This is a genomic window from Hymenobacter cellulosilyticus (genome assembly GCF_022919215.1).
Taxonomy (GTDB): domain Bacteria; phylum Bacteroidota; class Bacteroidia; order Cytophagales; family Hymenobacteraceae; genus Hymenobacter; species Hymenobacter cellulosilyticus.
On the sequence record NZ_CP095046.1, the window covers coordinates 2471571 to 2485926 of the forward strand.

Annotated in this window: 11 protein-coding genes, 2 tRNA genes and 1 pseudogene; 9 read left to right on the forward strand and 5 right to left on the reverse strand. The window is 56.0% G+C overall.

Annotation, left to right across the window (positions count from 1 at the left end; all coding sequences use genetic code 11):
- Nucleotides 1-59 precede the first annotated feature (59 nt).
- Together MUN79_RS12045 and MUN79_RS12050 are read right to left on the reverse strand one after the other, a co-directional pair.
- A pseudogene (locus MUN79_RS12045) lies at nucleotides 60-2659 on the reverse strand (ATP-dependent Clp protease ATP-binding subunit).
- A 122-nt stretch (nucleotides 2660-2781) separates the two neighbouring features.
- The gene (locus tag MUN79_RS12050; protein WP_244677874.1) at nucleotides 2782-3402 is read right to left on the reverse strand and encodes a WbqC family protein; all 621 of its coding nucleotides are present in this window, start codon (nucleotides 3400-3402) and stop codon (nucleotides 2782-2784) included.
- Nucleotides 3403-3590: 188 nt separating this feature from the next.
- Here MUN79_RS12050 and MUN79_RS12055 point away from each other — a divergent pair, with 188 nt between their 5' ends.
- The 3 genes from MUN79_RS12055 to MUN79_RS12065 all read left to right on the forward strand — a co-directional run bounded on the left by MUN79_RS12055 (nucleotide 3591) and on the right by MUN79_RS12065 (nucleotide 5357).
- The gene (locus MUN79_RS12055; protein WP_244677875.1) at nucleotides 3591-4193 is read left to right on the forward strand and encodes a hypothetical protein; all 603 of its coding nucleotides are present in this window, start codon (nucleotides 3591-3593) and stop codon (nucleotides 4191-4193) included.
- Complete coding sequence (locus tag MUN79_RS12060; RefSeq protein ID WP_244677876.1) at nucleotides 4190-4462, forward strand: hypothetical protein; 273 nt, start codon at nucleotides 4190-4192, stop codon at nucleotides 4460-4462. The genes MUN79_RS12055 and MUN79_RS12060 overlap by 4 nt, the downstream gene beginning before the upstream one ends.
- A 61-nt stretch (nucleotides 4463-4523) precedes the next feature.
- Nucleotides 4524-5357 carry a lysophospholipid acyltransferase family protein gene (locus MUN79_RS12065; RefSeq protein ID WP_262923060.1) on the forward strand — a complete coding sequence of 278 codons (834 nt, stop codon included), beginning with the start codon at nucleotides 4524-4526 and terminating at the stop codon, nucleotides 5355-5357.
- Between the two features lie 181 nt (nucleotides 5358-5538).
- On the opposite strand, the gene MUN79_RS12070 is transcribed toward MUN79_RS12065, so the two are convergent.
- Nucleotides 5539-6168, reverse strand: coding sequence for an L-threonylcarbamoyladenylate synthase (locus MUN79_RS12070; protein ID WP_244677877.1), 630 nt, complete (start codon nucleotides 6166-6168; stop codon nucleotides 5539-5541).
- A gap of 191 nt (nucleotides 6169-6359) precedes the next feature.
- Nucleotides 6360-7364, reverse strand: coding sequence for a T9SS type A sorting domain-containing protein (locus tag MUN79_RS12075; RefSeq protein ID WP_244677878.1), 1005 nt, complete (start codon nucleotides 7362-7364; stop codon nucleotides 6360-6362).
- A gap of 464 nt (nucleotides 7365-7828) precedes the next feature.
- On the opposite strand from MUN79_RS12075, the gene mltG reads away from it, so the two are divergent.
- The 6 genes from mltG to MUN79_RS12105 all read left to right on the forward strand — a co-directional run bounded on the left by mltG (nucleotide 7829) and on the right by MUN79_RS12105 (nucleotide 13408).
- The gene (gene mltG / locus MUN79_RS12080) at nucleotides 7829-8830 is read left to right on the forward strand and encodes an endolytic transglycosylase MltG (protein WP_244677879.1); all 1002 of its coding nucleotides are present in this window, start codon (nucleotides 7829-7831) and stop codon (nucleotides 8828-8830) included.
- Between the two features lie 97 nt (nucleotides 8831-8927).
- Nucleotides 8928-9443, forward strand: a complete 516-nt coding sequence (locus tag MUN79_RS12085; protein ID WP_244677880.1) for an acyl-CoA thioesterase — start codon at nucleotides 8928-8930, stop codon at nucleotides 9441-9443.
- A 7-nt stretch (nucleotides 9444-9450) separates the two neighbouring features.
- The gene (locus MUN79_RS12090; RefSeq protein ID WP_244677881.1) at nucleotides 9451-10392 is read left to right on the forward strand and encodes a YihY/virulence factor BrkB family protein; all 942 of its coding nucleotides are present in this window, start codon (nucleotides 9451-9453) and stop codon (nucleotides 10390-10392) included.
- Between the two features lie 148 nt (nucleotides 10393-10540).
- A tRNA-Ser gene (locus tag MUN79_RS12095) sits at nucleotides 10541-10626 on the forward strand.
- A gap of 65 nt (nucleotides 10627-10691) precedes the next feature.
- A tRNA-Ser gene (locus tag MUN79_RS12100) sits at nucleotides 10692-10776 on the forward strand.
- Between the two features lie 82 nt (nucleotides 10777-10858).
- Complete coding sequence (locus MUN79_RS12105) at nucleotides 10859-13408, forward strand: T9SS type A sorting domain-containing protein (RefSeq protein WP_244677882.1); 2550 nt, start codon at nucleotides 10859-10861, stop codon at nucleotides 13406-13408.
- 93 nt (nucleotides 13409-13501) lie between these two features.
- Here MUN79_RS12105 and MUN79_RS12110 read toward each other — a convergent pair whose 3' ends face one another.
- Nucleotides 13502-14281: an enoyl-CoA hydratase/isomerase family protein gene (locus MUN79_RS12110; protein ID WP_244677883.1), complete on the reverse strand. Its 780-nt coding sequence runs from the start codon at nucleotides 14279-14281 to the stop codon at nucleotides 13502-13504.
- Nucleotides 14282-14356 lie beyond the last annotated feature (75 nt).

Genomic DNA, 14356 nt, shown 5'->3' on the forward strand with positions numbered 1-14356 from the left:
GTATAAAACAAAGAAGCCAGCCCCGTGAAGAGCTGGCTTTTTTGTTTACTCAAGACAGATTACTTGCCTTTCTCGGTGTCCGGTGACTCTGGGGCCTCTTCGGGCCGCTCGTCGCTGGCGAGGTTGGTTTGCTCTCCGCTCTTGCTCACGGCGAAGGTCAGTTCTTCCGCGCCTTCCGTGAAGTCGGCGGTAATAACGTCACCCTGGGCAATTTCAGCTTTCAGAATTTCCTCAGCAATCGGGTCTTCGATGTACTTCTGGATAGCCCGGTTCAGCGGACGGGCACCGTACTTAGGATCATAGCCTTTGTCAGCTACGAAGTCCTTGGCGGCTTCGGTCAACTCTACTTTGTAGCCAAGCGTCTGAATGCGCGAGAGCAGCTTCGACAGCGAAATGTCGATGATGCGGTGAATATCCTTTTTCTCGAGCGAGTTGAAGACAATAACGTCATCCAAACGGTTGAGGAACTCGGGCGAGAAAGTTTTCCGCAGGGCATTGGTGATGGTGCCTTTGGTAATCTCGTCCAGGTTTTCCGTCCGGGCTTTGGTACCGAAACCGATACCGGCACCGAAGTCCGCCAGGTCACGTGCCCCGATGTTCGAGGTCATGATGATGATGGTGTTCCGGAAGTCAACCTTACGACCCAAGCCGTCAGTCAGGATACCGTCGTCGAGTACCTGCAGGAGCAGGTTGTACACGTCGGGGTGAGCCTTTTCAATCTCGTCGAGCAGGATTACCGAGTACGGCTTGCGGCGAATTTTCTCCGTCAGCTGACCGCCTTCTTCGTAACCCACGTAGCCGGGAGGTGCACCTACCAAGCGCGATACGCTGAATTTCTCCATGTACTCGCTCATGTCGACGCGCACTAGAGCGTCTTCCTTGTCGAAAAGGTAGGTAGCCAGTACTTTGGCCAGCTCCGTCTTACCAACACCGGTCGGGCCGAGGAATACGAACGAACCAATCGGCTTTTTGGGGTCCTTCAAGCCCACGCGGGTGCGCTGAATGGCTTTCACCAGTTGCTTGATGGCTTTGTCCTGGCCGATTACTTTGCCTTGCAGCTCTTCGCCCATGTTGAGCAGCTTCTGGCTTTCGTTCTGGGCCACGCGGCTCACGGGAATACCGGTCATCATGGCGATTACCTCGGCCACGTTTTCCTCTTTCACCGTGTAACGCTTCTTCTTGGTCTCGTCTTCCCAGTTCTTCTTGGCAGTGTCGAGCTGTTCGAGAAGCTTCTTCTCCTTGTCGCGCAGCTGAGCGGCTTCTTCGTATTTCTGCGACTTCACCACGCGGTTTTTCTCCGTCTTGATATTCTCGATGCTTTCTTCAAGCTTCAGGATATCCTCGGGCACCACAATGTTGTTGATGTGCACGCGCGCACCAGCCTCATCGAGAATGTCAATGGCTTTGTCGGGCAGGAACCGGTCACTCATGTAGCGGTCCGACAGCTTTACGCAGGCCTCAATAGCTTTGTCGGTGTACACTACGTGGTGGTGGTCCTGATACTTATCCTTGATGTTGTGCAGGATTTCGATGGTCTCCTCCGGCGTGGTAGGATCTACCATTACCATCTGGAAACGACGGGCCAAGGCACCATCTTTCTCGATATACTGACGGTACTCGTCCAGCGTGGTGGCGCCGATGCATTGAATTTCGCCACGGGCCAGGGCTGGTTTGAACATGTTCGAAGCGTCCAGCGAACCGGAAGCACCGCCGGCACCCACGATGGTGTGGAGCTCGTCGATGAACAGGATTACGTCGGGCGACTTCTCCAGCTCGTTCATCACGGCTTTCATGCGCTCTTCAAACTGACCGCGGTACTTGGTACCAGCTACCAGCGAAGCCAGGTCGAGGGTTACTACGCGCTTGCCGAAGAGCACGCGCGACACCTTTTTCTGGATGATGCGCAGGGCGAGGCCTTCGGCGATGGCCGTTTTACCCACGCCGGGCTCACCGATCAGGATCGGGTTGTTCTTTTTGCGACGCGACAGGATCTGGGCTACACGCTCAATCTCCTTCTCGCGGCCCACGATGGGGTCGAGCTTATCTTCTTCGGCCAGCTTGGTCAGGTCACGACCAAAGTTGTCGAGAACGGGCGTACGCGACTTCTCACCCTGCTTGCGCGGGGCGGCGCTGCTGCCGGCACCACCACGGCCGGCGCTGCCACCAAAGAGCTTGTCGTTATCGTCGTCGTCAGTGTCGGGGGCGCGGTCGGTGGGGCAGTGTTGCCGTGGTAGTCCAGCGAGTCGCGAACGGCTTCGTAGTTCACGTTGAATTTGCTCAGGATTTGGGAAGAAATATTGTCTTCGTCGCGCAAAATCGAAAGCAGCAGGTGTTCCGTGCCGATGATTTCACTCTTGAAGATTTTGGCCTCCAGGTAGGTGATCTTGAGAACTTTCTCGGTCTGTTTCGTCAGCGGAATCGAGCCGGTAATGCTCGTTCCCTGAGTGGCCGTATTACGAGTTGCTTGCTCAAGGGCGTATTTCAGCTCTTCTACCGACACGCCCAATTTCTTGAGCAAGCCGATAGCAGTGCCTTCCCCTTCGCGAATCATGCCTAGTAATAGGTGTTCGGTACCGATATAGTCGTGACCGAGCCGGATGGCCTCTTCCCGGCTCAGGGAGATGACCTCCTTGACTCGATTTGAGAATTTAGCTTCCATGCAGATAAGTAATGAAGAAAAACGGTGCCCCGCAAGCCAAGGTTACTGAACGATGAGCGGGTTGGGCCGAGGTAACCTGAAAACAGGTAAATACGGGCGAAGGTTCGGAGGCAGTAATTGCACTACGCAAGAAAACTGCCGGCGGCCGGACCCTGCATAAAAAGCAGGTCTAAGATGCTGAGTCCCGGTACAAAATCTTTACCAAACGTCTGCGAGTAGGGGCGAACCGACTTCCTGTCAGGTTCTATGTCAGCAGCGGCCTTTGGTGTCAGACAATCGCGCCGGTCGAGCACGAGAGAAGGGACGTATTCGGGGTGATACGCGGTGGTGAACTCCACGGGAGTGCGCAACCGCAGGCAGCGCAGATAGAACTGCAAAAAGGCTAGATTGAGTTCGAAAAGCAGGGCTGGCTTCTGCAAGTAAATGTCGTGCAGATAGTCGGCGTAGTATTCAAAGTACGGAGTACCGCCATACGCGGTTTGCAGGCTGCGCCAGTGCTGGTGCACCCAGTTCTGCCGATAGTCAATTTCAATGGCCGAGGTCAGGACCTTTTCGCTGCGGTTGCCATCCACTACGGGCACCGTAAGGGGCTTAACGCCCTGATTGGTAAGAATCAGGCAGCGGTTGCGGTAGGTTTGCTTGCGATAGTTGTCGTGGCGCTCCAGCCAGAGGGCGTCGTGACCGGCCAGCTCGGCAAAAAACTGAGCGGGCGGGTTATACTGGGACTCGAAGAGAATGGGCACTGAAGCGGACGTAAGGCGGCGAAAAGGTGGAAACAAACGGCTAAAAATCAGGTAACAATAGTATTTGCCTAATACTGAATGTAAATCCTCATCTAAATAGCTTTTTATCAGCTTTTCTGCTGAACCATTACCTTACCAAAACTGCTTTCGGAGCTTTAAGCTACCTTACCATGCGTCAAACTGACACTATGCGCTCCTGGCTTTTGCTGTTCGCCGTTCTAATTTCTGGTGCCGTGCAGGCGGCTACCCCGCCGCAACTACTGCTGGACGTGGCCCGCTTCCGAAATGATGACATTGCGGTGAAAGGTGCCGTAGTGGAAATGTATGCTACGGTACCGGGCCAGTCGCTGACCTACAAGCGCCGGGCTCCCAAAGTATATCAGGCGGCCGCCAGTGTAACGCTGGAGATTATCCGGGAAGATGGCTCGGCCGCTTATCAGGAAACCATTACGCTGAAGCCGCCGGTACTGAGCGACACTTCCGTTAGCCTGAAGAATCCGGTGAGCTTTCAGAAGCGGATTTTGCTGCCCGACGGCAAGTATACCCTGCGTGGGCAGGTGCGCGACCAATACCGCAAGGGCCAGAACAACGTGGTAGAGCAGCCGCTGGTAATTGAGTCGGGCAGCAAAAGCCTGAGCTTAAGTGACATCGTGCTGCTGGCCCGGCCCGCATCAAAATCGCCGGAGCCCAGTAACTTTGTCCGCGGCGGATTCAGCCTGAACCGGGCCCGGGCGGACTATACGGCCGCGGTGCCGACCGGCTTTTCTTCTATGGTGAATTGTATAACGTGAAGCCCGAGCAAGCCGTGCAGCTACGGTATCGGCTGCGGCTGGCCGGAGCCACCAAGGATGCGCTGACGGCTAATGCTACCGTTAAGGGAGCGTTGGGGCAAAGCACCCCGGTGGTAGGCGAGCTGGATATGAGCAAGCTGCCCGCCGGTGACTTTACCCTGACTATAGAAGGCCGCGACGCCAAAAACAAAGTTCTATTTACTCAAAATGCCCGCCTCCACCGTAACGTGGCCGAATATGCCCCAGTAGGCGTGGTAACTCCCCGATGACCGAACCCACTACCCGCAAATACCCCGCGCTTATTTACCTCTGGAATGGCTTCTGATTGGCCTGGCCCGGCTGCCCTTGTCGGTGCTGCACGTGCTGGCCGACGGCCTGTACGGGCTGATGCACTACGTCATCGGGTATCGTAAGCGGGTAGTACTAGAAAACCTACGCAACTCCTTTCCGGAGAAGTCAGAGGCAGAAATTCAACAGATCCGGAAAGGCTTTTACCGGCACTTCTCCCAGGTCATGGTCGAGATTCTGAAGCTGGCGGCCATGTCGGATGCTGAATTGCGTCGGCGGGTGGTCATACGGAATCCGGAATTGTTGTCAGGTCCGTTTGCGCAGGGTCGTACCGTGCTGGCTTTGGGCTCCCACGCCGGCAACTGGGAATGGATTCTGCCTTCCGGGGCTCTGGAGTTTCCCGGCCGCGCCTACGGTGTGTACAAGCCGCTGAGCAATGCTTTCTTCGAGGACTTCCTGTTTCGGCTGCGTACCCGCAGCGGTGCCCACCTGATTCCGATGCGCGACACCCTGCGTGACCTGATTAAGCGGCGTACCGAAGGTCGGGCCATGAGCATGCTCACCGACCAGGCCGCCGGCCCTGAAGACCGGCCCTACTGGACCCAGTTTCTGAACCAGGAAACCAGCTTTTACAGCAGCGCCGACCGCCTGGCCAGCCAATTCAACTGCCCGGTGGTCTACGTAAACATCAAGCGGGTAAAGCGCGGGTATTACGAGCTGGTGATTTTGCCGCTGCACGACGGCAACACCCCACTCGATAAGGATGGCTACGTAGTAACCGAGGCCTTTGCCCGCCATCTGGAGCGTGACATTCAGGCAGCTCCCGCCAATTACCTCTGGACCCACCGCCGCTGGAAGCACAAACGGGTTGTTTAATGCGCCGTTGTGATGCACTGAACTTCTAATTGGAAGAAACCTGCGGCATTAAAGTGAAAAGCCCTTTCTCGTGACAACGAGAAAGGGCTTTCTAGTAAAAGGTCGGTTCGTACTGCGCAAAGGCCGGATGGCTTCAGCTCCGCCTCGTAAGGACACGAATAATACTTCTGTGGGAAAAAGTCTAGAGGTATTGCTCGATGTCGCCGGCTCCTTGGCGGACGATGTCGAAGTCTTCGTTGGTACAGTCGACTACGGTGCTAGCGACGTTGTTGCCGAAGCCGCCATCAATAACCAGATCTACCAGGGAGCGGTACTTCTCGAAAATCAGGTCCGGGTCGGTGGTGTACTCCAGCAGTTCGTCGTCGTCGCGGATGGAGGTCGTGATAATCGGGTTGCCGAGCTCTTTTACCAAACCCAGGCTGATGTTGTGGTCGGGCACCCGGATACCCACCGTTTTGCGCTTAACGCCGCCATATTTAGGTGCCTTGGGGCTGGCCTCAAAAATGAAAGTGAAGGGCCCGGGCAGCGCTTTTTTCAGCACTTTATACACTGGTGTAGTGATTCCGTGGGCGTAGTCGGTGATATGGGAAAGGTCGGAGCAGATAAAGGACAAGTTGGCTTTATCGGGATGGATACCCTTGATGCGGCACAGCTTCTCCACCGCCTTGGCATTGTGAATGTCGCAGCCCAGCCCGTAAATAGTATCGGTGGGATAAATAATAACGCCGCCGTTTCGGAGTACTTCCACCGCTTGCAACAGACGGTTCTGGGGTGGATTGTCGGGGTGAATACGGAGCAACGTAGCAGCCATGGCGGGTAGGTGAAGAGTGGAAAAAAACTGAAACGCCAGTGGCGTTGGGGGCAGACAAGGTACTAGCTGTGATACACAACTACCACTCTTTCGCACTTTTTGTGTGTAGGGTTACTTACGCGTAGCCAACAAGGCACAAAAAAAGCCCCGACCTGACGGCCGGGGTTTTCTCTAAGGCTAGTTGTCGAGCCTTATTGCTTTAGGAACGAGCGGGTAGCCGTGCCACCGTTGGTCGTGAAGCGGATGGTGTACACGCCAGCACGCAGGGCCGAAACGTCCAAGGTCAAATCTTCCTTAGTAGCCGTGGCCTGCTGTACGCGCTGGCCCAAGGCATTGTAGATTTCAACCGAAGCACCTACGCCTTCTTTGCCCATACGCAGGGTCAGGCGGTTGGTAGCAGGGTTGGGGAACACGCTCAGTGCGCTTTCCAAAGCTATATTCTGGGTAGCCAGCGTCGTGTTGCCGGTAGCCAGGGCGAAGTTATCAACAGCTAGCAGTCCATCCGATGCGTTGTCGTCCTGGTCTCTCCAACGAATCCACAGGTTGCCACCGACAGGCCAGTTCAGGCCTGTCAGAACACCGCTGATAGATTTGCTATTGGCAGCAGCATTGCCATCGAGCGGGCCCGCAGTAGTCGACGTTGTGGCAATTTCGGTTAGGTCCATTGTCGTAACGGGATTCCAGGTAGCCGTGGTACCGTTGTTGAGGTTTGTTGCGTCGAGGCTATATTCAAACACGACAGTTTCATTCACCGTTGCGTTGCTGCCCGTGCGCCACTGCTCTGCGCGGGCAGCCATCGTTAGGCGAGTGATAGTGGCGCCGCTATTATTCACGAACACAGCACCATAAGCTGGGGCCGTGCTGGCCGAAGCGAGGGAGCCAATGGCGCGGTCTGTCTCCCCAGTCCCGCCGGAGCTATATACGGCTCCAGAAATGCTAGTGCTTAGCAGTACTACGGGCGTTAGTGGGTCATTCACAGTGCCATTACCAGCATAACGTAGGCCAGCCCAACCAGCTGGGTACGTACCGTTAGTACCAGTGGAGCCCATGCCATCAAAGTTCTGGGTGTAAACGGCCGTGCCACCGGTGATGCTGATGGGCGTTTGAGCCTGGGCCGACAAAGAAGTTAAGCTGAGCAGCAGGGCCGCTACGGGCAGGGCGCGCAAACGCGCGATGGAAGGAGTAAAGAGTGCCACGATAGTCAGGTGGAAAAAGTGAAAGGATGAAAACTGGTGAAAAGCCGATCCAAAAAGCCCTATACGGGATTATGGAGGAAAGGTAAGCAAAGGAAAACCGCGCAAAAAACCCGTATACGCAGGTAGAATGCTAAAGCTAAGCGAATAGGCTCCAACCCCCAAATTTTGTGCGCTTTGCTCCAATGTTACCATTATGTTATCCATAACGGTTGAGCTTGGGAGCAAGGCTCGGCCGGCTCCTGGAGGTCCAGGCCGCTAGTTCCAAAGCCGGGAATGAGGAAACAGCTAAGATGGCGTACTTTTGACCTGAAAACGCTGCCCTAGCCTTAAGCGGTTGCCGGGTAGCCTCTGTTCTTTTCTCGTAGTCTCCTGACCCGTCTTTTGCTTGCAATGACCACACCCCCCGCATTGATCACAGAGCCAACGCGCTTCGCCGCCGCAACCGCTTCGCCTATACGGTAGGGGTGCTGGGCATCATCTTTATTACGTTTTTCTACTACTTCTACCAGGTTTTCTTCACGCCCAACGTCGAAACCAAGGGCCGGCCTACCTACGTGCTGGTGCGCCGCGGCCAGACGGCCAAGTCTGTGCTCGACTCCATTGACCGGAGCGGGGCTATCGTGGATAAATTGTCGCTGCACTTCGTGGCCCGGCTGATGAAGTACGAAAAGCTGGTAAAACCCGGCCGCTATGAGCTCAAGGACGGCTACACCAACCGGGAGCTGATTTCGGACCTGCGGGCCGGCCGCCAGTCGCCGCTTAAGCTCACGTTCCAGAATATCCGGCTACGCGACGACCTGGCCCAGAAGCTTAGCACCGCCATTGATGCCCGCCCCCAGCAGTTCGACTCGCTGCTGAGCAGCCCGACGTACACCAAGAGCCTGGGCTTCGACACGACCAGCATCATCGGCATGTTTATCCCGAACACTTATGAGCTGTACTGGAACTCCTCGGCCGACAACCTGATGCAGCGCATGAAGAAGGAGTACGAGAAGTTCTGGACGCCGGCCCGGGATGCTAAGCGCAAAAAGCTGGGCCTCAGTCGGGAGGAAGTTAGTACGCTGGCTAGCATCGTGGAGGCCGAGCAGCAGCAGCACGCCGATGAGCGGCCCCGGGTGGCAGGCGTGTACCTCAACCGCCTCAAGCGCAACATGAAGCTGCAGGCCGACCCCACGGTGGTGTACGCCAACGGCGACTTCGGCATTAAGCGCGTGCTCAACGTGCATTTGCAAAAAGACTCGCCCTATAATACCTACAAGTACGCTGGTCTGCCGCCCGGCCCTATCAACCTGCCCAGCATTGCCAGCATCGACGCGGTGCTGAACCCCGAGGAGCACAACTATTTGTATTTCTGCGCCAAGGAGGACTTCAGCGGCTACCACGCCTTTGCTACCAACGAGGCCGGCCACTTAGTCAACGCCCGCCGCTACCAGGCCGCTCTGAGCCGGGCTGGTATTATGAAGTAAAATTGTTTGATGTCCTGATGTGGGTAATGAGAGAAACAGGTCATTACCCGAATCAGGACACTTCTCATACATTTCTCCCTGCCAACCACTAGCCAAGATGTACTCTTCCGACACCCAGATCCGCGTGCGTTACGCCGAAACCGACCAGATGGGCTACGTCTATCATGGTAATTATGCGGCGTACTTTGAAGTGGCCCGCACCGAGGCATTCCGGCAGCTAGGCATCCGCTACAAGGACCTGGAAGCCGATGGCGTGGGCATGCCGGTAGGGGAGATACGCACCCGGTTCCGGCGCCCGGCCCGCTATGACGATCTGCTTACGGTGCGCCTGTTACTCAAGCAGCCTGCGGAAGGCTCCCGGGTGCTGTTTGAGTACGAAATCTACAATGAGGCTCAGGAACTGCTTACCGAGGGCCACACGTTGATGGTATTTGTGAGTACGGCCACCGGCCGGCCCGCTCCGATTCCGACCGAAATCCAGAACAAGCTGGCCCCGTATTTCTCGGACGATGAGCTGACCGGCCCGATTACCCCGGCTGCCCAGAAATTGCCCGCCGAAGCGCCGGCTGCGGCGGCCTTTGTGCCGAATAAACCTGCCAAACCCACCGAATAAGATGGCCATGCGCCTGCCCGTTCGCCGCTACCACCTGCCCGACGTGCGCCGCCGGCGTTCCTACCGCAAGTTTATCGTGTGGCTCAAGCAGCTGCACATCTCCCACGGCCGGGCCTCGGTCTACGACGTGGTGGACCGCATGATTCAGGAGCTCAAGCTCGACAGCATCAGCAAGCGGGCCAGCTACATGGCTTTCAATCTCACGGTGGCCCTGTTTCCGACCATTATCTTCCTCTTCACGCTGATTCCCTACATTCCGGTGCCCAACCTGAACGTGGACATTCTGCAGTTCTTGGGCGACATTATCCCGCGGGAAATGTACGTGGCCGTGTCGGGTACTATCGAGGACATTGTGAACATTCCGCACGGAGGCTTGCTGTCCTTCGGTTTCGCCGCCGCCCTGGTACTCAGCTCCAACGGCATCATGGCCTTGCTCGACGCGTTTGAGAAGAAGTACCCATCGTTTAAACGCCGCACCTACCTGCGTAAGCGCGTCATTGCCACCTTGCTCACGGTGGTACTTTCGGCAGTGCTGCTGCTGGCCATTGTGGGCATTTTCTTCGGCACTTACATCATTGATGCGCTGGTTTTCCACGAAATTGTGCCGGAGCAGTTTACCAACCAGCTGATTTCCATCCTGAAGTATGGCTCCGTGGTCGGCCTGTTTCTGCTCACTACCTGCCTGGTGTACTACTACGTGCCGCCGATTCACGACAAGTGGCCGTTTTTCTCGGCGGGAGCCGTGGTGGCCACGCTGCTGATTTTTCTGGTGTCTTCCCTGTTTATCCTCTACGTCAAGATTTTCGACAGCTACAATCACTTCTACGGCTCCATCGGTACGCTGGTAGGTTTTATGGTGTGGCTCGACTTTGTGTGCATGACCCTGATTCTGGGCTTCGAAATCAACGTCAGTATCGACGCCGTAACCGGGCGCCTGAAAAGCCGGTAAGCTCTTCATAGCGAATCAGGTAGCGGGTTTGAAGAAATGCGGCAATAGAAAAAGAGTACAGAAAGCACGAAAAAAATGCGCTATAGGTATTGTAAACAAACAAAGCCCTATTACTTTTGCCATCCCAAACCATTCACCGAATACCTACAGAGAGGTGGCAGAGTGGTCGAATGCGACGGATTCGAAATCCGTTATACCGGCAACGGTATCGGGGTTCGAATCCCCCCCTCTCTGCTTTTTTCTAACGGCTTCAATGTGAAGCCGTTCTTTTTACCGGATTACACGTAATTACCACACCTAGAGAGCTGGCAGAGTGGTCGATTGCGGCGGTCTTGAAAACCGTTGAGGGTTAAACCTCCGGGGGTTCGAATCCCTCGCTCTCTACAGTGAAAAGGCCCGTTTCCAGGATTGGAAACGGGCCTTTTTCTTTGTTATCACCTGCCACTTTTCTACTAATTAATTGTTCATGAAATTAATTTCTACGCATTGTTTGCTGGTGTTGCTACTTGGGCTGTTTGGTAGCGCAGTGCCCTGCGCGCAGGCTCAGCAACTGGATCCGGCCTTTGTGCCTACGATGCTAACCAATCGGTTAACTACCAGCGACTTTGTAACCCGCTCGATGCTGGTGCAGCCTGATGGCAAGATTATCGTGGCAGGTATTTACGATTACCTCGATGGCAAAATAACCAGCTCGGTGCGGCGGTTAAATGCGGACGGCACTCCCGACGCGGCTTTTCTAACCCAAACCGGGACGGGGCCAGATGTAATCTACGCTGGTGACTTAGCTTTGCAGGCCGATGGTAAAATTCTGGTCGGCGGGGAATATGCTTATTATAATGGCATCCACACTGCCGGCCTGACCCGGCTCAACCCAGATGGGAGCGTTGACCGAAGCTTTAACGTAGGTGGCACCGGGTTTTATGCGGGGATTGGCACGGCTGATATTACCAGTGTGGCAGTTATGCCGAATGGGAAAATACTGGTGGGAGGTGAACTTACGACCTACAACGATGTGCCCGTGGGGCAACTCGTATGCCTGAACCCCGACGGCTCTCTGGATACATCCTTTGAATTTGGAGCCAATACTATCACGTTTCCTACCAATGTGACGCGGATATCAACTATTCTGGTGCAGCCGGATAGTAAGATTATAATAGGAGGAGCCTTTACGAAGGTAGCCGGTACCACAGCCGGTCGTCTGGCGCGCCTGAACGCCAATGGTACGCTGGACAACACCTTTACGGTTGGTTCGGGTTTTAATAACGAAATCCGGGCTTTGGCTCTGCAGCCTGACAACTCCCTGCTGGTGGGTGGCGCCTTTACCCAGCTTGGTGGGCAGCCCAGCCCCAGCGTAGTCCGGCTAACGCCTACCGGTGCCCTCGATAATAGCTTTCAGGGTGGTACCATATCAGCCAGTGGTGTAGTATATCAGTTGCGGCTACGGGCCGATGGCAGCGTGCTGGTTGGGGGAAGGTTTACCAGCTACAACGGAGTGGCGCGGGGCGGCGTGGCGCATGTGAGCAGTGCGGGCGTGCTGGATGCGGCATTTGCCGCCGGGGCCGGTATTGGAACCGTTACGGGCTCCGGAGCCGTGTACGGCACCGCCGATTTGTCGGCGGATCAAGTCCTGGTCGGGGGCGCTTTTCTGAGCTACGATGGAGTATCCCGAACGGGCTTGGCGCGGCTAAGCAGCGCCGGTGCGCTGGATGCTACTTACAACCCGGTTTATGCGAAAAAAGGCACGGTGGGCGAAGTAATACCCTTGCCCAACCGGCAGTTGATTGTCAGTGTTGGCTGTGATGAGCTCAATGGCCAGCCGGTCACCAAGCAATATCTTCTTCTAAATGAAGACGGCAGCTATAACTCGGAAATACCAGTGAGTAAAGTGGGTGGCTCCTATATGCAGGCTGATGGGCGGAGCTACGTTTTTACTCAGGATAATGCCACTCTTCGTACGCTTTACCGGTTACTTCTCAACGGTGCCGTTGATCCTAGTTTCACTCCCGTTGCCCTGATAATGCCAGCGGGGCAGAGCAACGTCACTATGAAGCTGGCTCCCGACGGCCGGGTATTGGTAACCGGAAACATAACTCGGGCCAACGGGCAGGCACGGACGGGTATGGCGCGTTTTTCCGCCACGGGTGTCCTCGATGCCGCCTTTGCTCCAGCAACCCCGTGGAATGGCATTAATCAGACAATGACGGCAGTAGAAGCCGTGCAGAGTGACGGGAAAATTCTGGTGAGTTGGAACAATTATGTTGACAATACCAGCCATTTAGTCCGCTTCAATGACGACGGCTCCCCAGACAATACTTTCTCAGTAGGTGGGGCAGGGGGAGCGTATACCAGATTTACTACGACGTTGTTGCCGACTGGCAAGCTGCTAGTAGCGGGCAATTTTACCAGCTTTAATGGCCAAGCTGCGCCCCGGGGCTTCTTGCGCCTCAACAGCAACGGCACACCTGACCCAACGTTTGTGGCGGCCGTCGGTGGGCCGCCAACCTTGCTGCCCAACGGGCAGATCCTGGTGGTGGAACGGGCCTTAAGCAATAATACCTCTCAAATTCACCGCCTGCACGCTGACGGTAGCCGGGACGCTACATTCCGCACGATAAGCTCCCCCGGTGGGTATTTCTCCGAGACAGGAGTTTGGGGAACTGTACTGCAGCCCTGGGACGGAAAACTGCTGGCGTTTGGCGGCTTTGGTCTCATTGATGGCCAGCAGCGCGGGGGCTTGGCCCGCTTCACGGAGGTAGTGCTAAAGAACCAGCCTGGCCAACTTACTGCTCCGGTACTAAGTCTATTTCCAAATCCGGCGCACGGCTCTGTTAGGCTTAAAGTGGAGCCTGCTGCTAGCTCCCGCCCAGTGCAGCTGCTCGACTATTTGGGCAAGCAGGTCGGTGCTTTCCAGGTTCCGGCTCAGGCCTCCAGCATTCCATTAAACGTGCAGGGCTTACCGGCCGGGCTATACATAGTTCGGTGTCAGGATTCTGTGCAGAAGCTTGTAATCGAATAAGAGGGCAAACTGCTGAGCAAGCATCGGCCCTAATAATACAGAATGCCCGTTTTCAGCGCTGGAAACGGGCATTCTGTATTTCGGCCTAATCGGCTATCGGCTCTTAAACTGGCTGATGGCCGCGCGAGTGAAGTCGGACAATACCAGTCGGCCACTGATGGCCGCGCGCTGCACCAACAGCGTATCCCAGTGCTCGGTGCCCTGCCAGAAAACCTGTTTTAGGTCGGCCAAGGCTGCGGGGTTATAGGCCGCCAGCTTCTGGGCAAACGCCTGTACCGCTTGGTCCAGCTCGGCGGCGGTGGGTAGAACTTCAGCGTAAAGGCCCCGGTCCCGGGCCCACTCGGCGCTTCGAAACTCACCCGCGTCGAGGGCCAGCTGGGCGTAGGCCGACTGCCCGATTTTGCGCTCCACGGCTGGTCCCACGACAAACGGACCAATGCCGACGACCAACTCGCTCAGCTTCACTGAGGCCTGGGCCGTGGCAAAGCAGTAGTCGGTAGCGGCGGCCACGCCTACGCCGCCGCCAATGGCTTTGCCCTGCACGCGGCCGATGATGATTTTGGGGCAGGTGCGGCAGGCATTAATCACCTTGGCAAAGCCGGAGAAGAACTCCAAGCCCTGGGCCTCGTCGGCAATGGCCATGAGCTCGTCGAAGCTGGCCCCGGCGCAGAAGGTTTTTTCACCTTCACTGCGCAGAATAATGACTTTGGTGGCCGCATCCTGGCCGGTGTCGCTTATCGTGTTGGCCAGCTGGGTGAGCAGGGCCCCGGGCAGGGAATTATGGCTGGGGTGGAAAAAGGAAACGGTGCTGATGCCGTGGGCGTCGGTAGTTACCTGGACTTTGCCGGCGGAAAGGGTATCGGTGGTGCTCATGTAAGAATTGCTATGGTACAAGAACGTCATGCTGAACTTGCCGAAGCATCTCTACTGCTAAAGTAGTTTGATTAC